The sequence below is a fragment of the Streptomyces actuosus genome, assembly GCF_016921115.1.
Classification (GTDB): Bacteria; Actinomycetota; Actinomycetes; order Streptomycetales; family Streptomycetaceae; genus Streptomyces; species Streptomyces actuosus_A.
In genome coordinates this window covers 186,318-202,815 of the sequence record NZ_JAFFZS010000007.1, presented here as the reverse complement: position 1 = coordinate 202,815, position 16,498 = coordinate 186,318, and the positions used below count along the sequence as shown (strand labels likewise).

The window sequence follows — 16,498 nt, the reverse complement described above, 5'->3', positions numbered from 1 at the left end:
AACCCCGCAGACCCCTACAGACCGGACTCGGCCGTACGCACCAGGATGCGGCGGCAGTTCTCGCAGCGCACCACCGTGTCGGGGGCCGCCGTGCGGATCTCGTTCAGCTCGGTGATCGCCAGCTCCTGCCGGCAGCCCTGGCAGGTGCGCGCCTGCAGCTTGGCCGCGCCGATGCCGCCCTGCTGCTCACGCAGCTTGTCGTAGAGCTTCATCAGGTCCGCGGGGACGGACCCGGCGACGACCTCGCGCTCCTTGGTGACCGAGGCGGCCTCGCCGTCGATCTCCTCGAAGGCGGCGTCGCGGCGCCCGGTTGCGTCGTCGATCTTCGCCTGCACGGAGGCGACACGCTCGGTCAGCTCGGCCACCCGCGCCTGCGCGGACTCGCGGCGCTCCATCACCTCCAGGACGACGTCCTCCAGGTCGGCCTGCCGCTTGGCGAGGGAGGCGATCTCGTGCTGGAGGTTGGACAGGTCCTTGGGCGAGGAGACCGCGCCGGAGTCCAGGCGCTGCTGGTCGCGGGCGGCCCGCTGACGCACCTGGTCCACGTCCTGCTCGGCCTTGGTCTGCTCGCGGGCGGTGTCGCTCTCCTCGGTCTGGGCGGCGACGAGAAGGTCGCGCAGCTGGGTGAGGTCCCGGGTCAGCGAGTCGATCTCGGCGTGCTCGGGCAGCGACTTCCGCTTGTGGGCGAGCTGCTGCAGACGGACGTCGAGGGCCTGGACGTCGAGGAGTCGGATCTGGTCGGCGGGCGCGGCGTTCAGTTGGGGGCTCCAGGTGAAGGGGAGTGGCTGGTCCAGGGGTCGGTGACCGTCCTCGAGACGTGGACGCGCAGGTCCCAGCCGTGGCGGTCGGAGATCTCGTCGAGCTGGGCGGCGGCCAGCTCGCACCAGGGCCACTCGGTGGCCCAGTGCGCCGCGTCGAGCAGCGCGGGAGGACGGCGGGCGTCGGGCGTCGTGAAGGCCGTGGCCGCCATGAACTCGGACGCGGGGTGGTGGCGCAGGTCCGCCGTGAGGAAGGCGTCGACGCCGGCCGCGCGGACATGGTCGAAGAGGCTGTCGCCGGAGCCGCCGCTGACCGCGACGGTGCTGATGATCGCGTCCGGGTCGCCGGCGACCCGAAGGCCCTGCGCGGTGGCGGGCAGCCGCTCGGCGGCACGGGCGGCGAACTCGCTCAACGGCAGCGGGGGGTCCACCGCGCAGACGCGGCCGAGGCCGCGGCGGCCCTCGGGGTCGGCCGGGTCCGGCACGAGCGGCCCGGTGACCCGCAGGTCGAGGGCACCGGCGAGGGCGTCGGAGACGCCCGGGTCGGCGGTGTCGGCGTTGGTGTGGGCGACGTGCAGGGCGATGTCGTGCTTGATCAGGTCGTGCACGACCCGGCCCTTGAAGGTGGACGCCGCCACGGTCGTCGTACCACGCAGATAGAGCGGGTGGTGGGTGACCAGCAGGTCGGCGTCGAGCTTCACCGCCTCGTCGACGATCTCCTGCACGGGGTCGACCGCGAACAGGACCCGAGCGACCTCCTGGTCGGGCTCGCCCACGACGGTGCCGACCGCGTCCCAGGACTCGGCCCGTTCGGCGGGCCACAGGTTCTCCAGCGCGGCGATGACTTCAGACAGACGGGGCACGGGTGCAAGGCTACCTGGCTGATCTGCCCCGCTGTACAGCCGTCGCCGACGCGACGGCCGTCCCCGGCCGCGGTCAGCACGTGCGTCGTGATCCCCTCAGCAGAATCGCTTCTGCGCCACCCTTATGTGTGAAGGGCCCGCGCAGCGACGCCACATCCGCGCGTACGAAAACTAGCTTCGTCGCCGGAGGTGACCGAACGATGACGGCCTGTGCGATCGAACCGGCCGCGGCGGACGAGGACAGTTTCCCACCCCCCGCCGGGTGCGTGATCACGGTGGACGGCGGCTACGCGGCCCGCCTCGCCGGACAGGGCGAGGCCCTGTTCCCGGAGCGCTGGACCCTGGACGGCCCCGCGCCCTACGCGGTGCCGCTGCCGGCCCACCAGCCCGAGGAGCGCGGCACGGAGGTGCACCCGCTGGGCGACGGGCGGGTGCTGATCCGGCGGTCGGCCGCCGGCCGGCACTCCTTCTTCCTCCTGTACCCGACCGGCCCCGGCACCGGCGAACTGCCGCTCGGGGCCGTGGAGTGCCCCGAAGGAGCCCGGCTGCGGCTGCTGCCCCCGGCGCCGTGCGGCGAACGGGCTTACGCGTTGGCGTCGGGTCGCGGTTCCAGCACGGTGTGGCTGGTCGCGGGCGGCGCCTTCGGGCCGGAGCGGGTGGCGGAGATCCCGGGGCGCTGCTCGGGCGGGGTGTGGCTGGACCGCGCCGGGCGGATGCTGGCCCTGGACCGGGAGTCGGAGGGCCGCACCAAGGCGGTCGTGGTGGACCTGGAGCGCGGCGGCGAGGTGTCCCCGCTGCTGCAGATCGCGGAGGCCAGCGACGACCGGGTGCTGCTGGCCGACCCCGACAGCGGGTTGCTGCTGATCACCTCGGACGCCCCCTCACCGGGCGAACCGCGGCTGGGCTGGGGTGTGGTGGGCAGCACGCTGCCGGTGCGGTTCCCGGAGTGTCTGCGGCTGTCCGGCTGCACGGTGACGCCGTTCGCGATCCAGCCCGCGCAGGTGCTGACGCCGGAGGGCTGTGCGGTGGCGCTCCGACTGGACGGGCCGCTGGGCAGCTGGGTGGGCGTCTGGCGGCCGGCCGAGCGCCAGATGCACCAACTCCCCGCACCCCCAGGCTGGTTGGCGGGTGCGGGCCGGTGGACACCGCAGGGGGTGCTGCTGTTGCCGTGCGCCACACCGGCGGAGCCGTGCGGGGTGGCGCGGGTGGAGGTGCCGGCTCCGGTGGCCGGGCCCAGGGAACCGGGGGCGGTGCCGGCGGCGGTACCGGACGGGGCGGCCGAGCCCGCGGCGCCCCGCCCGGTACCCCTTCAGGAGGCGCCGCTCGGGCGGCTTGTAACGAAGTAGTGCCGGTTGGCGTGTGCGGCTGGATTCAGCCCGAGGTGTGCCGGTTACACTCGCCCGGCTGTAAGAAAGATCATGTTGACGGGGTGAGTTCATCCGATGAGCAGCGCCAGCACGACCCAGCCGCAGGACACCGAGGTCCGTGAGGCGGCCGAAGGGCACGGCAGGCACCGAGGTCCGGTCTCCACGCAGGAAACGGAGGCAACTCCGCGCGGCCGGCACCGCAAGCCGGCGGAGCAGCATGCCGGCACCGCGGCGGCCTGACGGTACGTCATCACAGCGGCCCTGCCCGTGACGGGCGGGGCCGCTGTGCTGTCCGGCGGTGCGGGCGGGCCTCCGCGCCGGAGGCCGCGCCAGCGCCCGCAGGGCCCCGACGGCCCGGCCCGGGGCGCCTTCGCCGGGACGCGCCCCTCGGCTCGCGGAACTCTCGGGACGCGCCATCCCCCGGATGCCCGGGGGCTCAGGTGTGCTCGACGGTCGTGCCGTCGAGGACGGGCGCCTCGCCGCGCTCCACGGCGACCACGGTCACCCGCACCCGGCCGTCGCCCCGCCACATGCGGATCCGCAGGGTCTCGCCCGGATACACGATCCCGGCGAACCGGGTGCGGTAGCTCCGCACCCGCGTGACGCCGCCTCCGAGCAGCGTGTCGACGACCGCCTTGAGTGTGATGCCGTAGGTGCACAGCCCGTGGAGGACCGGCCGGTCGAATCCGGCCCGTGCGGCGAACCCGGGGTCGGCGTGCAGCGGGTTGAGGTCGCCGGAGAGCCGGTAGAGCAGGGCTTGGTCGTCGGCGACGGCCCGCTCCACGATCCGGTCGGGCGCACCCCTGGGGGCGTCCGGGCGGGCGGAGGGCCCGCGGTCGCCGCCCCAGCCTCCTTCGCCCCGCACGTGGATCCGCGCGTCGTCGGTCCACAGCGGGCCTTCGGCGTCGGCGACGTCGGTGCGCAGGGTGAGAACGGCCGCGCCGCCTTTGTCGTGGACGGCGGTGATGCGGGAGACGGCCGTCGCGGTGCCCTGGGCGGGGACGGGCCGGTGCAGGGTGAGCGACTGCCCGGCGTGCAGGACGTGCGCGAGGTCGACGTCGATGCCGGGCACGGACAGTGCGCGGATCACGCCGGGTGAACCGGCACCGGCGACGGTGGCGAAGCTCGGCAGTACGTGCAGCCGGGTCTCCAGGGTGTAGCGCAGTTCTCCGGGGTCGGTGGCGGGGCGGCCGGCGCCGATGCCGAGGTGGTAGAGCTGGACGTCCTTGGCGGTCCACGAGATCGCGGTGGAGCGGGGGGCGGCGGCGAGCGCCTTGGCTGCGTCGACGGGCACGGGGCTCCTTGCGAAATCGGGGGCCTCCGCCCCGAGGTGTCCGGCCGGCGCCGTCGGACGCCGCGGGAGCCGGTAGGGGGCGGAGCCGGAACGCGTTCCGATCCGGCGCCCCTGTATAGCCGAGCGCGGGACGCCTGGGAAAGTCCTGCCGATACGTCAGGCCAGGATGTCGTGACCGCGGACAAGGCATGGTCCGGGGTGCCGTGCAGGGCCCCCGCGTCACGCCGAGGGACACCTTCCGGGCCGTGGGTCGGGCCCCGCGGCCCTGCGGCCCACGACCAGGGCCGCCGGTCGGCGATCGGGCTCGCTCCGGCTACTGCGTGACCCGGGCCGACTCGAAGGCCGTGCCCTGCGGGGCCAGGCATACGAACCATGCGTAGGGGGAGCCCTCGACGGTGCGGATCACCTGGTCGTCGGAGTCGACGTCGCTGCCGGTGGCCCTGGGGACCTCGGTCGTGGTCCCGTCCTTCCAGGTGCAGGTCACCTGCCGTGCAGTCGTGGCCACATGGCCGATCACCAGGCGCTGGGGCCCCTGGGTGGTCGGGTCCAGGGGGACCGCCACGGTCTCGATGTCGGTGCCCGTCATGCGGTCCGCCCCGGTCGTGGTGGCCTCGGTCGTGAGGGTGCCGTCGGCTTCGGCCTCCCCGATGCCGTGACGGACGAAGTACGCGCTTCTGCCCACCAGGGCGGAGGGCTCGTCGGCGTCGGCGGGGTACTCCCCGTACGCCGCCATCGCGGCCAGCAGGGCGCGGGCCTCGGTGGCGTCCCGCGGCGCGGGCCACACGTCGATGTCGACCTGCCAGGTCCTGCCCTGGTCGACGCCGACGGCGAGCAGATGGCGCGCGACCGGTTCGGCCACGCCCGGTGTCCGGCTCGCCGGTACCTGCGTCGCCGGTGCCACCCGCTGCCCGCCCCCGCCCGGCAGCGCGGTCACCGCCAGGGCCCCGCTGGACCCCACCACGACCAGGGCCGTGGCTGCCGCGACCGCCCACCGGCGGGCCCTGCGCCGGCGACCGCCGCGGATCACCGCCTGCGTGGGGGCTGCGCCGATCTCGACGCCCTCCGCCGCGTCGGCCAGCAGGAGAGCGATGCCCCTGTCCGTCATACCGTGGTCGAACTCCCGGCCCGCACCCATCACTTCCGCCCTCCGACCATCACGGTGCCCGACAGTTCCGGTATGGCGCGGAGCTTCGCGATCCCCTTCGCCGCGTTGCTCTTCACCGCGCCCACGGAGCAGCCCATCGCCTCGGCCGCCTGAGTCTCGGTCAGGTCCTCCCAGTAGCGCAGCACCACCGCCTGCCGCTGGCGCGGGGGCAGTTGCGCGAGCGCCTTCAGCAGCACGCCCCGGTCCTCGGCCTGGGAGATGCGGTCACCGGTGTCCGCCACCTCGCGCACGATGCCCGAGTCGTCCCGGGGTGCGAGGAACTCCCGCAGGCGTCTGCGGTGTCTGCGGGCATGCGCGTTGATCATCACGCGCCGTACGTAGGCCTCCGGGTCGTCGGCCGCCGCGACCTTGCGCCAGGCGACGTAGACCCGCTCCAGCGTCGACTGGACCAGGTCCTCGGCGGCGTGCTGCTCCCCCGCGAGGAGAAATGCCGTACGCATCAGCCGCGGCCAGCGGCCCACCACGAAGGCCCGGAACTCCTCGTCCCCGGCCTGCTTCCGATCCCCCATGGGCACCTCCTAGATGTACAGAGGAGTCCATGGACCGCCCGGACCGTTGCCTCACCCGGTGATTTTCTCCTCCGTACCGGAGGAGACAGCCGTCCGCGCCGGGCGCGGCAGCCACAGCAGCACCAGCAGCGCGCCGCCCACCAGCACGGCCGCGGAGACGCGGAACGCCGGCGCGTAGCCCTCGGTCAGTGCCTCGGGCGCCCCTCTGCCCGCCGTACGCGTCGCCGCGGTCGTCGACCTGACCGCGAGGCCCAGGGAGCCCCCCATCGTGCGGGAGGTGTTGACGAGGCCGGAGACCAGGCCGGCCTCCCGGGGGGCCGCCCCGGAGGTGGCGAGGACGGCGAGCGGGGTGGCCGCCAGGCCCGCCCCGAGCATCATCAGGATGCCGGGCAGCATGATCCGGGTGACGCAGGCACCGTCCGTGCGTCACCCCGGACCTGACCGCCTTGCCTGCCGTCCCCACCGTCCCGGGACTCGAAGACTTCCGGCCCAAGGGAGCACGGCAGGCCCCGCCGACCGTTCCGAACAGCTGCTACGCGAGGGAGACGGAGCCCCGGGGAGCCCCTTTCGTCGTGCAGGACGACCAGGAGATCCCGGTGCCGTCGCAGCCCCGCGGGACCCTCATGGCCACCGAGGAAGGCTTCGTCGCCTCGGGAGGGGGCCGCGTCAGGTGCCGACCAGGCGCACCGTCAGCTTGTGAGCCGCCGCCCTGGTCAGCCGCTTCGCAGCCGTGACGGTCTGCTCCCCCGCGGCCCCGAGGCCACCACGGCGTGGCTGTAGCCGTTGGCGGGAGGCATGCCCCGGGGGCGTACGAGGTGGCGCGTCGTCACGTCCTACTCATCCGGGTCCCAGGCGCTGAGCTGCTCGAAGAGACGCCGGTCGCCGTCGAGCTCCAGGGAGTCGATCGGGATCCGGTCGTACAGGATGAGGACCAGCTCGCTGGCCGTGCCCCGAGCGGAGAAGAAGGCGGCGGCCGCGTCATGGTCCTGGCCGGGAGCGGTGGCCAGCAGGGTGCCGGGCCCGGGGAGGCGGACGGTCCGTGCGCCGTCGGCGGAGAGCGAGAGGCGCCAGGAGCGGCCCTCGGAGGCGTGGAGGTCGACGGCAGCGGGCTTGTGCGGCCAGGCACTTGTCGTTGCGACGCAGGTGGACAGGAACTCGTCGACACCGTCGAGCGCCACCTCGTCCGGCAGCGGCTGCGGGGCACCTACGGTGATCTGGGCGTCGTACGTGTGCACCGCCATCTGCTGGAGCTGGTGCCGAGCCACGGCGCCGGAGGTCTGCGGCGACTGCGACGTCCCCCACCACGTCCAGCAACCGCGATCCGGGCCGGCCCTCCGCAATGCGTCCAGCAGTTGCTCCGTGGACTCCGCCAACCAGGCCAGCAGGGCCTCGCGCTCCCGAGGCGCAGCCGGGGCACCCTCCGCTGCGGACTTGGCCGGAGCAGGCCCTGCGGCGACGGTGGCGGCCCAGTCGCGGCGCCCCTCGCCGATGTGCTGCGCCAGATCGAACAGCGTCCACTCGGGGCAGGTCGGCACCTGTACGTCGAGACTGGGCGCGGAGGCGACCGCGGCGCGGAAGGCAGTCGACCGCTCGTCGATCAGTCGCAGCAGAACGGGGAACTCGGGTGTCGGTGTCACCCGGAATCCCTATCACTGCGTTCCGACAATCGGACAGCGATTTTCTCAGCCGCCATCGCGGGCGGACCCTCACCAGCGCGGAGAAGTGATGGAGGACCTCTCCGCCGCCGACCGTGCGGGTCGCGGCACACACGGCCGTTCTCCGGCGCCGGCATCGGCCTCGCCCACTCCTCGCTGCCCGCGCTGATCGTCGGCGCGGTCCCCGCGTCGGAGACGGGCGCGGCCAACGGGCTCGACACCCTGATGCGGTCCGTCGGCACCTCCGTGTCGAGCGCCGTCATCGGCATGGTGCCGGCCGACACGGCCGACGACGTGGGGGGCCTCACCGTCCCCCCGGTCGCCCGGTCGGCCGGGGGTGCGACACGATGGGGTGCCGAGACGCCCGCACGACCGGAAAGGCCCGCCCATGACCGCGGCACCCGCGCCCGACGTCCTCGCCGCCTTCGAGGAGGCGAAGGGCTTCATGCCCCTCGACGAGGGGCTGGCCCTCCACGGCGCGGCCCTGACCGCCGGACGGCTCGGGCTGCCGCTGCTGGAGGTCGGCACGTACTGCGGCCGTTCCACGGTCCTGCTGGCCGACGCGGCCCGCGCGAGCGGAGTCACGGCGGTGACCGTCGACCACCATCGCGGCAGTGAGGAGCAGCAGCCGGGCTGGGACTACCACGACCCGGAGACGGTCGACCCCGAGGTCGGTCTGATGGACACGCTGCCCGCCTTCCGCCGGACCTTGTACCGGGCGGGCCTGGAGGAGCACGTGGTCGCGGTCGTCGGTCGCTCACCGCAGGTGGCGGGGATCTGGGGCACGCCGCTCGGGCTCGTCTTCGTCGACGGCGGCCACACCGACGAGCACGCCACCGCCGACTACGAGGGCTGGGCCCCGCATCTCGCCGAGGGGGGCCTGCTCGTCATCCACGACGTCTTCCCCGACCCGGCCGACGAGTTCACCGGCCAGGCGCCCTACCGGATCTACCTGCGGGCGCTGGCGTCCGGCGCCTTCACCGAGGTGTCGGCGGCGGGGTCGCTGCGGGTGCTGCGGCGCACCGGGGCGGGGGTCTGACGGTGCGGGCCCGCCGGGTCAGCGGCTGACGCAGCGGGTGCCGGCCGCGGGGTCGAGCAGGGCGGGGACGTCCGCGGTGTTGCCGCAGGCGTTGAGGTCGAGGTCGATCGGGATCTGGACGAGGTGGCCCGAGGCGACGCCGGGCGAGTACGCCACCAGGCCGACGGCGCAGGCGTCGCCCGGCCCGCAGGGCACGGACGGTGCGGCCCTGGCCGCCGACGTGCCGAACACGGCCGCTCCGGTGACAGCCGCGGTGGTCAGGATTCACGCGACGATCCCCATGGTGGTGCTCCTCTGCTCCTGATCAACGAGGGGATGAAACGGGGAGTTGCCGATATTCCGGTCATACGACCCGTGATCGGGCGAGGTCGGTGTGCCGTTCGGACGGAACGACCCGTGCCGGACTGCCCTGCCGGAGCGCTGACCTGCCGCTAAGGTGACTGTCGTGTCCTACGTAGGTCCGGAATTCGATCCGCCGCCGCCCCACCGCTCCCGACGCACCCCGACGATCGTGGCCCTCGCCGCGCTCGTGCCGGGCGCCCTGCTGGGCTGGGTGGTCTACGAGGCGGTGGGCTCCCCCGGTGGCTCCGGCAGCACGACAGGGCCGGGCGGCGCGGCCGGCACGAGCCCCTCGACCGACGCGGCCGCAGAGATGCCCGCGAGTGCGGCACCGGCGGCCTCCGGCACGGACGACGGCAAGAAGCCGGCCGCCACGCCCTCCACCACCGCCACCTCCCCCGGCACCGCGACGGGACCGCTCGCGGGCAAGGTCGTCGTCATCGACCCCGGCCACAACCCCGGCAACTTCCGGCATTCCGCCGACATCAACCGCAAGGTGGACATCGGTACCGGCCTCAAGGAGTGCGACACCACCGGCACGTCCACCAACTCCGGTTACACCGAGGCCGCTTTCACCCTCGACGTCGCCCACCGGCTGCGCGATCTGCTGCAACGGCAGGGTGCCACGGTGAAGCTGACCCAGGACGGGGACCGGCCCTTCGGACCGTGCATCGACGAGCGGGCCCGCATCGGCAACGCCGCGCACGCCGACGCCGTCGTCTCCGTCCACGCGGACGGATCCGCCTCCGGCAACCGCGGCTTCCACGTCATCCTGCCCGCGAGCGTGCACGCGGGCGCCGCCGACACCCGCCCCGTCGTGGCTCCGTCCCGCGAGCTCGGCGAACGCATCGCCGGGAACTTCGTACGGGTCACCGGCAGCGCGCCGTCCAACTACGTCGGTGACGGCACCGGGCTCGTGACGCGGAACGACCTGGGCGGTCTCAATCTGTCAACGGTTCCCAAGGTGTTCATCGAGTGCGGCAACATGCGCGACGGCAAGGACGCGGCGCTGCTCACCAGCGGCGCCTGGCGGCAGAAGGCGGCGCAGGGGATCTCCGAGGGAATCGTGGGTTTCCTGCGCGGGTAGGGATCAGCACACGGATCCCGGCGGACAGCCTCGTCGGACGGACGATAATGTCGTCCTCACGATGAGAGGTCACCCCCGCGCTTCACACCGGGGCCTGACGGCGACAGGGTGACTGCGACGCCTCTTCCGACGAGACGACCTACGAAGGACCTGAAGTGAATATCCGCTCCCTCACTCGAGGCGACGGCGTGGTGATCGGAGCAGCGGTATTGCTGTTCATCGCGTCGTTCTTCGATCTCTACTCGATCGACGGGATCCCCGACAGCTACGACCTGCCGAGCCTGTGGGGCAGCGGTCCGGTGGTGCTCGGCGTCGTCCTGGCCGGAATCATCGGCGCCGCCCTGATCGTCCTCACGCGCACCCGTCCGCAGCCGCTGAAGGTCGTCGGCCTGGACCTCGGCCAGTTCGGTGTCGCCTTCGCGGTGTTCGCCGCGTGGAGCGCGCTGGGCAACGTCTTCGACCCGGCCGGCGGGGCGGACAACGCAGGCAACGGCAGCAGCGGCCCCGACGCCGGAACCGGCCTGATCCTCGCGTTCATCGCCACGCTGATCCTGGCCGCCGCGGCCGTGGCCACGCCGCTCGTGCCCGCGCTCCAGGCCCCGCTGATCGCAGCTCCTCAGCCTGCGGCCCCGCAGCCCTACGGCGCCCAGCCGCCCGCCGGTTACGGCTACCCGGGTGCCCCGCAGGCGTCCTTCGGCGGCCAGCCGCAGCCGGGCGGGCCGCAGCAGCCGTACGCCGGGCAGCCGGGTCAGCCGCAGGCACAGCAGCCCCAGGCACCGCAGCCGCAGGGACAGGCACCGCAGCCGGCCGGGGACTTCTCCCCGTTCTGGTTCGCGGTCCCGGTGGCTCGTCCGCTGTTCGCGGAGGACGGCTCGCCCACGCCGATCGCCGAACTGGCGCCCGGCACCTGGTACCTGGCGGTCGAGCAGCGCGGCCCGAACCTGATCGCCCAGACCCAGGACGGCCGCCGCGGTGTCCTGCAGGACACCTCCGGCATCCAGCGCGGCTGAACCACGCTCCACGCCACGGCAACGGCCCCTCGCCCCTGCGGGCGAGGGGCCGTTGCCGTGGGCGCGGCCCGCGGTCGGACCCACGGGACGTCGGCAGCAGCCGGGGCGGGGCGGCGGCACGGAGCGCGGCCGGAACCCCTGCGCCTGCGGTGATGCCGGTGCCGGTGCGGGGTGCCGGTGGGCGGGGGCGGCACCGGGCGAACGGCGGGGGCGCACGCCGCGGCAGGACGGCACGGGCGGATCGGCGGCAGCGGCGCGGGAGTTCCCGCGCGGCCGCACGTGTCCCGGGGGCCGCAGCGTCACCGGGGACCGGTACCGGCCGGTGGGCCGCACCGTCGCGGGTTTCGTCCGCGGCCGGGCGGCGACCCGACTTCCACCTCCCCTCGATGTCGCAACGGTACGAACTTCAGCCGGCACGGTCATCGCGGTCGTCGCCGACATCATGGCCCTCGTCCTGGGCCTGTGGATCCTGATGTACCTGCTGGACGCCAACCGGGCGAACGACTTCGTCCGGTTCGTGCACGACGCCGCCCGCTGGCTGGCCGGCTGGTCCTACGACCTGTTCACCTTCGACGCGGCCTGGGCCCGCGTGGTCGCCGAATACGGCCTGGCCGCCGTGGTGTACCTGTTCGTCGGCCACGCCCTCGCCCACCGGGTGCACCGGCACTGACACCGGCGGCGGGCCGGCGGGCTCAGCCGCAGCAGTCGGGGTCCAGGCCCCGCGGCAGGTGCTCGCCCCCGAAGACCGCGCAGGTCGCCTCGTGACCGCCGAGGGCGGCGACCGCGAGGAGGAGGGAACCGGCGGTCCAGGTGGTCAGCTCACGCGGCCAGACGGCGTCGTCGTCGAAGACGTAGCCCGTCCAGTACAGGCCGGAGGCGTCGTCGCGCAGGTGCTGGATCGACTGCAGCACCTCCAGCGCGCGGTCGGACTCGCCCATCGCCCACAGGGCCAGGGCGAGTTCGGCCGACTCACCGCCCGTCACCCACGGGTTGGGGACGACGCAGCGCACGCCGAGGCCGGGCACGACGAAGCGGTCCCAGCCCGCCTCCACGCGGGCCGCCGCCTCCGCGCCGGTCAGGGCGCCGCCGAGGACCGGGTAGTACCAGTCCATCGAGTAGCGGTCCTTGTCGAGGAAGCGCTCCGGGTGCCGCCGGATCGCGTGCCGCAGCGCGCCCGCCGCCAGCTCCCAGTCCGGCTGCGGCTCTTCGCGCTGCGCGGCGATCGCGAGCGCGCAGCGCAGCGCATGGTGGATCGAGGAACTGCCGGTGAGCAGGGCGTCCGTGGCCGGGGTGCCGTCGTCGTCGCGGCGCCAGCCGATCTGGCCTCCGGGCTGCTGGAGCCGCAGCACGAACTCGACGGCCGCGCAGACGCTGGGCCACATGCGGTCGAGGAAGCCGTCGTCGCCGGTGGCCAGGTGGTGGTGCCACACGCCCACGGCTATGTAGGCGACGAAGTTGGTCTCCCGGCCGCGGTCGGTGACGTCGTCGTGGGCCCCGTCCGCGTACGCCGCGTACCAGGAGCCGTCGTCGTTCTGGTGGCGTGCCAGCCAGTCGTACGCCCGCTCGGCCGCGGCGTGTTCGCCCGCGGTGTCCAGGGCCATCGCGGCCTCGACGTGGTCCCAGGGGTCCAGGTGGTGGCCGCGGAACCAGGGGATCGCGCCGTCCTCGCGCTGCACGCGGAGGATGCCGGCGACGGTCGCGGCGGCCTGCTCGGCGGTGAGGACCCCGGGCAGGACCAGGTGCTCCGTCCGGGGAGTGGTCACTTGGCGGCCGCCCGGGGCAGGTGCGGCTTGGTCGCGTAGGCCACGAAGCTCTTGCCGATCAGGGGGTTCAGTGCCTGCTCGGCGACGCGGGTGGCCAGCGGCTTCTTCATGATGTCCCAGACCAGCAGCTTGTGGTAGGCGCGCACCGGCAGCGCCTTGTCGTTGTCGACGCCGAACGCGCACTTCAGCCACCAGTACGGCGAGTGCAGGGCGTGCGCGTGGTGGCTGCCGTACGGCCTCAGCCCCGCCTCCCGCATCTTCCCCAGCAGGTGGTCCGCCTTGTAGATGCGGATGTGGCCGCCCTCGACCTCGTGGTAGGCGTCGGACAGCGCCCAGCAGACCTTCTCCGGGCCGTAGCGCGGGACGGTCACGGCGATCCGGCCGCCGGGCTTGAGCACCCGGACCATCTCGGCGAGGACGCCCTTGTCGTCGGGGATGTGCTCCATCACCTCGGAGATGATGACGACGTCGAAGGACGCGTCGGGGAAGGGCAGGGCGAGGGCGTCGCCCTCCATGGCGGTCGCGGTGGCGCCCGCCGGTGCCTCGCCGGCCTCCTCCATCGCCGCGAACCACTTGGCGACCTCGCGGATCTCCTCACCGTTGCGGTCCAGCGCCACGACCTGCGCGCCGCGCCGGTAGCACTCGAAGGCGTGCCTTCCGGCTCCGCAGCCGAGGTCCAGGACGCGGTCGCCCGGGGCGAGCGGGAACCGGGTGAAGTCGACGGTCAGCACGTGGCCCTGCTTTCGGAGTAGACGCCGGTGTCACTTGGGGAGGGGTCGGGGGCTGCGGCTCCCGGTGCCGCGGGGCGCCCGGCGGCCCGGTCGACGGCCTCGCGGTAGCGGGCCACGGTTCCCTCGGCGGCCCGGGCCCAGGTGAAGTGCCGCAGCACCCGCTCGCGCCCGGCCGCGCCCAGGCGGGCCCGCAGTGCGGCGTCCGACAACAGCCGGGTCAGGGCGGCGGCGAGCGCGCCCGGGTCGCCGGGCGGGACCGCCAGGCAGGTCTCGCCGTCCCGGCCGGCCACCTCGGGGATCGCTCCGCCGGTGGTGGCCACCAGGGGCGTGCCGGTGGCCATGGCCTCCGCGGCCGGAAGTGAGAAGCCCTCGTAGAGCGACGGCACGCAGGCGACCTCGGCGGACCGCACCAGGTCGACGAGTTCGGGGTCGGAGATGCCCTTGACGAACTCGACAGCGCCTTCGAGGCCGTAGCGTTCGATCGCCTGGGCCACCGGGCCCTGCGTGGGCCGCTTGCCGACGACGACGAGGTGGGCGGCGGGCTGCTCGGTGCGGACCTTCGCCAGCGCCTCGACGAGGAACACCAGGCCCTTGAGGGGCACGTCCGCGCTGGACGTGGTCACGATCCGGCCGGGCACGACCGGTACGGAGGGGTCGGGCGCGAACAGGTCGGTGTCGGCACCGATGTGGACGACGTGGATGCGGTCGGGCCGTACGCCGAGATGGTCGACGATCTCCTGACGGGAGGTCCCGGAGACGGTGAGGACGGACGGCAGGCGGCGGGCGACGCGCTTCTGCATGCGGGTGAAGGCGTACCAGCGGCGCACCGACCAGCGGCGCCCCCAGGTCCCGGCGGCGTCCAGTTCCAGCTGCCGGTCGACGGTGATGGGGTGGTGGACGGTCGTCACCAGCGGCGCGCCGACGTCGCCGAGCAGTCCGTAGCCGAGGGTCTGGTTGTCGTGGACGACGTCGAACTCGCCGCGCCGCGCGCGCAGAAGACGGCGGGCCCGCAGCGAGAACGTCAGCGGCTCGGGAAAGCCGCCGGTCCACATGGTGGCGACCTCCAGGCCGTCGATCCAGTCCCGGTACTCCTCGCGCCCGGGGGTGCGGAAGGGGTCCGGCTGGCGGTAGAGGTCCAGACTCGGCAGCTCGGTGAGCCGCAGGCGGCCGGCGTGGTCGTCGTCCTCGTCGAGGACGGGGTACGGCTGGGAGCCGATCACCTCGACGCGGTGGCCGAGGCGGGCCAGCTCGCGGGACAGGTGGCGTACGTAGACGCCCTGGCCGCCGCAGAACGGGTTCCCTTTGTAGGTCAGGAGCGCGATGTCGAGCGGTCGCTCGCCGTCCGCGGCGCGATCCGCGGGGGACCCCGTCCGACTGGCCTCAGCGGTCACTCCGGAGCCCCTCTCTCCCTGCATGGTCCCGCGAGATTACGCCGGGACGCTAACCTAGAACAAGTTACAGACTTGATCGTCGAGGAGGCTCCGAATCTACCGGCAGGTAGCCGTCGTGTGACCAGTGGATCAGGTGATTCACGCCACGGCCGGAGCCTGCCATGATCTCTCCGGTCACCCCTGCCCCACCGCCTCCTCACCGACTGTCACGGAACGGGACCCATGCCTGCGGAAGCCAAGCGCGGCGCCACCGGGCGCCCTGCCACCCCGCCCCTCACCGAGCGGCAGGAGGCCCGGCGCCGCCGCATCCTGCAGGCGAGCGCGCAACTGGCCGGCCGGGGCGGGTTCGACGCGGTGCAGATGCGTGAGGTCGCGGAGGCCTCGCAGGTGGCGCTCGGCACGCTCTACCGCTACTTCCCCTCCAAGATCCATCTCCTGGTCGCCACCATGCAGGACCAGCTGGAGCACCTGCACGGCACGCTGCGCCGCCGTCCGCCGACCGGTGACTCGGCCGCGGAGCGGGTCGCCGAGACACTGATGCGGGCCTTCCGCGCCCTCCAGAGGGAGCCGCACCTGGCCGACGCCATGGTCCGCGCCCTGACCTTCGCCGACCGCAGCGTCTCCGCCGAGGTCGACCAGGTCTCGCGGCAGACCACCGCGATCATCCTGGACGCGATGGGCCTTCAGCGCCCGACCCCCGAGCAGCTCTCCGTGGTCCGCGTCATCGAGCACACCTGGCTCTCCGCCCTGATCACATGGCTGTCGGGGCGGGCGTCGATCGCGCAGGTGAAAGCGGACATCGACACGGTCTGCCGGCTGATCGAGCCGCCCCCGGCCGACGAGGTCAGGGGGACGGGGTAGCCGTGTCGCAGGCCATGGTGCCCCCGTAGAGCAGGAGCCCCGTGAACTTCCGGGCCGACTGCTTCCGATCGGCGCTCAACATGGCGGCCAGCTGCTCCTCCGTCAGCGATGCGGCCGCGAGGGACAGAATCCAGTGCTCCTTGCTGAGCGAATAGCCGTAGCCCAGTCCGTCCTCGCCGTCGAACGGCCCGTCCGCCTCCCAGCCGCGCTGCTCCAGGACAGCCACGGCCTGGGCCACGGCCTTGCGGTCCGGCAACACGTGGGTGTCGACCTGGGCCACCACCTGGCAAGGGTGGGCACGCAGCAACTCGGGTCGGACCGCCGGGAACCGGACCCCCGTGATCCCCCCGGCCGCCAGCGCCGCCCGGATGTCCCTGCGGACGGCGGCGTTGCCCGGCACCGTGGCCCTCGACGCCGCCGGCGACGCGGACGCCGTCACCTCGGGCGACGGCGTGCCGGGTGCTCCGGATCCCCCGCCCGTGCCACCGCATCCCGCCAGCACCGTCAGTGCCACGATCGCGACCGCGGCCGTCCCCACCCCACGCATACCCCTCGCCCCTCAACGGAAGATCATCAGTGTCGAGCGGAGTCTCACAGACGTCCGCCCCGCCCGCCACCGTGCCCGAACGGCCGTCCCTCGACACCCCTCTGACGCCCCGTATCATC

Annotated in this window: 17 protein-coding genes and 3 pseudogenes; 8 read left to right on the top strand and 12 right to left on the bottom strand. The window is 73.7% G+C overall.

Annotated features, from left to right (window positions below; translation table 11 throughout):
* Positions 1 to 14: 14 nt before the first annotated feature.
* Together JS756_RS12185 and JS756_RS12180 are read right to left on the bottom strand one after the other, a co-directional pair.
* Positions 15 to 758, bottom strand: coding sequence for a zinc ribbon domain-containing protein (locus JS756_RS12185; RefSeq protein ID WP_205383141.1), 744 nt, complete (start codon positions 756 to 758; stop codon positions 15 to 17).
* A complete protein-coding gene (locus JS756_RS12180) occupies positions 755 to 1,621 on the bottom strand; it encodes a Nif3-like dinuclear metal center hexameric protein (protein WP_205383066.1) in 867 nt (288 codons plus the stop codon). Before JS756_RS12180 ends, JS756_RS12185 begins: the two co-directional genes overlap by 4 nt.
* A gap of 200 nt (positions 1,622 to 1,821) precedes the next feature.
* Here JS756_RS12180 and JS756_RS12175 point away from each other — a divergent pair, with 200 nt between their 5' ends.
* Positions 1,822 to 2,967: a hypothetical protein gene (locus JS756_RS12175; RefSeq protein WP_205383065.1), complete on the top strand. Its 1,146-nt coding sequence runs from the start codon at positions 1,822 to 1,824 to the stop codon at positions 2,965 to 2,967.
* A 96-nt stretch (positions 2,968 to 3,063) separates the two neighbouring features.
* The gene (locus JS756_RS12170; protein WP_205383064.1) at positions 3,064 to 3,228 is read left to right on the top strand and encodes a hypothetical protein; all 165 of its coding nucleotides are present in this window, start codon (positions 3,064 to 3,066) and stop codon (positions 3,226 to 3,228) included.
* A 196-nt stretch (positions 3,229 to 3,424) separates the two neighbouring features.
* Here the strand turns inward: JS756_RS12170 and JS756_RS12165 are convergent, their stop codons facing one another.
* From JS756_RS12165 to JS756_RS12145, 5 genes and pseudogenes are all read right to left on the bottom strand, one after another.
* Positions 3,425 to 4,282 (bottom strand): MaoC/PaaZ C-terminal domain-containing protein, encoded by an 858-nt coding sequence (locus JS756_RS12165; protein ID WP_205383063.1) that lies wholly within the window; start codon positions 4,280 to 4,282, stop codon positions 3,425 to 3,427.
* Between the two features lie 313 nt (positions 4,283 to 4,595).
* The gene (locus tag JS756_RS12160) at positions 4,596 to 5,387 is read right to left on the bottom strand and encodes a hypothetical protein (RefSeq protein ID WP_240203617.1); all 792 of its coding nucleotides are present in this window, start codon (positions 5,385 to 5,387) and stop codon (positions 4,596 to 4,598) included.
* Between the two features lie 29 nt (positions 5,388 to 5,416).
* A complete protein-coding gene (locus tag JS756_RS12155) occupies positions 5,417 to 5,956 on the bottom strand; it encodes a SigE family RNA polymerase sigma factor (protein WP_205383061.1) in 540 nt (179 codons plus the stop codon).
* Between the two features lie 51 nt (positions 5,957 to 6,007).
* Positions 6,008 to 6,376 (bottom strand): annotated as a pseudogene (locus tag JS756_RS12150) (MFS transporter); the annotation flags it as partial.
* A 413-nt stretch (positions 6,377 to 6,789) separates the two neighbouring features.
* Positions 6,790 to 7,593, bottom strand: coding sequence for a maleylpyruvate isomerase family mycothiol-dependent enzyme (locus JS756_RS12145; protein WP_205383060.1), 804 nt, complete (start codon positions 7,591 to 7,593; stop codon positions 6,790 to 6,792).
* Between the two features lie 144 nt (positions 7,594 to 7,737).
* Between JS756_RS12145 and JS756_RS36700 the strand changes: the two are divergent.
* A pseudogene (locus JS756_RS36700) lies at positions 7,738 to 7,926 on the top strand (MFS transporter); the annotation flags it as partial.
* A gap of 73 nt (positions 7,927 to 7,999) precedes the next feature.
* Positions 8,000 to 8,650, top strand: coding sequence for a class I SAM-dependent methyltransferase (locus tag JS756_RS12140; protein ID WP_205383059.1), 651 nt, complete (start codon positions 8,000 to 8,002; stop codon positions 8,648 to 8,650).
* A gap of 18 nt (positions 8,651 to 8,668) precedes the next feature.
* Here the strand turns inward: JS756_RS12140 and JS756_RS37550 are convergent, their stop codons facing one another.
* On the bottom strand, positions 8,669 to 8,881 hold the full coding sequence (locus JS756_RS37550) for a chaplin (protein WP_307790530.1): 213 nt from the start codon (positions 8,879 to 8,881) through the stop codon (positions 8,669 to 8,671).
* A 214-nt stretch (positions 8,882 to 9,095) separates the two neighbouring features.
* On the opposite strand from JS756_RS37550, the gene JS756_RS12130 reads away from it, so the two are divergent.
* From JS756_RS12130 to JS756_RS12120, 3 genes and pseudogenes are all read left to right on the top strand, one after another.
* Positions 9,096 to 10,076 (top strand): N-acetylmuramoyl-L-alanine amidase, encoded by a 981-nt coding sequence (locus JS756_RS12130; protein WP_205383058.1) that lies wholly within the window; start codon positions 9,096 to 9,098, stop codon positions 10,074 to 10,076.
* 155 nt (positions 10,077 to 10,231) lie between these two features.
* Positions 10,232 to 11,086 carry a hypothetical protein gene (locus JS756_RS12125; protein WP_205383057.1) on the top strand — a complete coding sequence of 285 codons (855 nt, stop codon included), beginning with the start codon at positions 10,232 to 10,234 and terminating at the stop codon, positions 11,084 to 11,086.
* A gap of 378 nt (positions 11,087 to 11,464) precedes the next feature.
* A pseudogene (locus JS756_RS12120) lies at positions 11,465 to 11,756 on the top strand (hypothetical protein); the annotation flags it as partial.
* A 22-nt stretch (positions 11,757 to 11,778) separates the two neighbouring features.
* On the opposite strand, the gene JS756_RS12115 reads toward JS756_RS12120, so the two are convergent.
* The 3 genes from JS756_RS12115 to JS756_RS12105 are packed head-to-tail and all read right to left on the bottom strand — an operon-like array spanning position 11,779 to position 14,971.
* The gene (locus JS756_RS12115) at positions 11,779 to 12,849 is read right to left on the bottom strand and encodes a prenyltransferase/squalene oxidase repeat-containing protein (protein ID WP_205383056.1); all 1,071 of its coding nucleotides are present in this window, start codon (positions 12,847 to 12,849) and stop codon (positions 11,779 to 11,781) included.
* Entirely contained in the window at positions 12,846 to 13,580 is a 735-nt protein-coding gene (locus JS756_RS12110) for a class I SAM-dependent methyltransferase (protein WP_205383055.1), read from the bottom strand. The genes JS756_RS12115 and JS756_RS12110 overlap by 4 nt, the downstream gene beginning before the upstream one ends.
* On the bottom strand, positions 13,574 to 14,971 hold the full coding sequence (locus tag JS756_RS12105; protein ID WP_205383054.1) for a glycosyltransferase family 4 protein: 1,398 nt from the start codon (positions 14,969 to 14,971) through the stop codon (positions 13,574 to 13,576). Before JS756_RS12105 ends, JS756_RS12110 begins: the two co-directional genes overlap by 7 nt.
* 222 nt (positions 14,972 to 15,193) lie before the next feature.
* On the opposite strand from JS756_RS12105, the gene JS756_RS12100 reads away from it, so the two are divergent.
* Positions 15,194 to 15,832: a TetR family transcriptional regulator gene (locus JS756_RS12100; protein WP_205383053.1), complete on the top strand. Its 639-nt coding sequence runs from the start codon at positions 15,194 to 15,196 to the stop codon at positions 15,830 to 15,832.
* Here the strand turns inward: JS756_RS12100 and JS756_RS12095 are convergent.
* The gene (locus JS756_RS12095) at positions 15,816 to 16,379 is read right to left on the bottom strand and encodes a hypothetical protein (protein ID WP_205383052.1); all 564 of its coding nucleotides are present in this window, start codon (positions 16,377 to 16,379) and stop codon (positions 15,816 to 15,818) included. The genes JS756_RS12100 and JS756_RS12095 overlap by 17 nt on opposite strands.
* Between the last annotated feature and the right edge of the window lie 119 nt (positions 16,380 to 16,498).

What these genes read in the sequence shown, in the direction of transcription:
- JS756_RS12175 (WP_205383065.1), top strand. Translation starts at nt 1,822, where the DNA reads ATGACGGCCTGTGCGATCGAACCGGCCGCGGCGGACGAGGACAGTTTC.
- JS756_RS12170 (WP_205383064.1), top strand. Translation starts at nt 3,064, where the DNA reads ATGAGCAGCGCCAGCACGACCCAGCCGCAGGACACCGAGGTCCGTGAG.
- JS756_RS12160 (WP_240203617.1), bottom strand. Translation starts at nt 5,387, where the DNA reads ATGACGGACAGGGGCATCGCTCTCCTGCTGGCCGACGCGGCGGAGGGC.
- JS756_RS12155 (WP_205383061.1), bottom strand. Translation starts at nt 5,956, where the DNA reads ATGGGGGATCGGAAGCAGGCCGGGGACGAGGAGTTCCGGGCCTTCGTG.
- JS756_RS12140 (WP_205383059.1), top strand. Translation starts at nt 8,000, where the DNA reads ATGACCGCGGCACCCGCGCCCGACGTCCTCGCCGCCTTCGAGGAGGCG.
- JS756_RS12100 (WP_205383053.1), top strand. Translation starts at nt 15,194, where the DNA reads ATGCCTGCGGAAGCCAAGCGCGGCGCCACCGGGCGCCCTGCCACCCCG.
- JS756_RS12095 (WP_205383052.1), bottom strand. Translation starts at nt 16,379, where the DNA reads ATGCGTGGGGTGGGGACGGCCGCGGTCGCGATCGTGGCACTGACGGTG.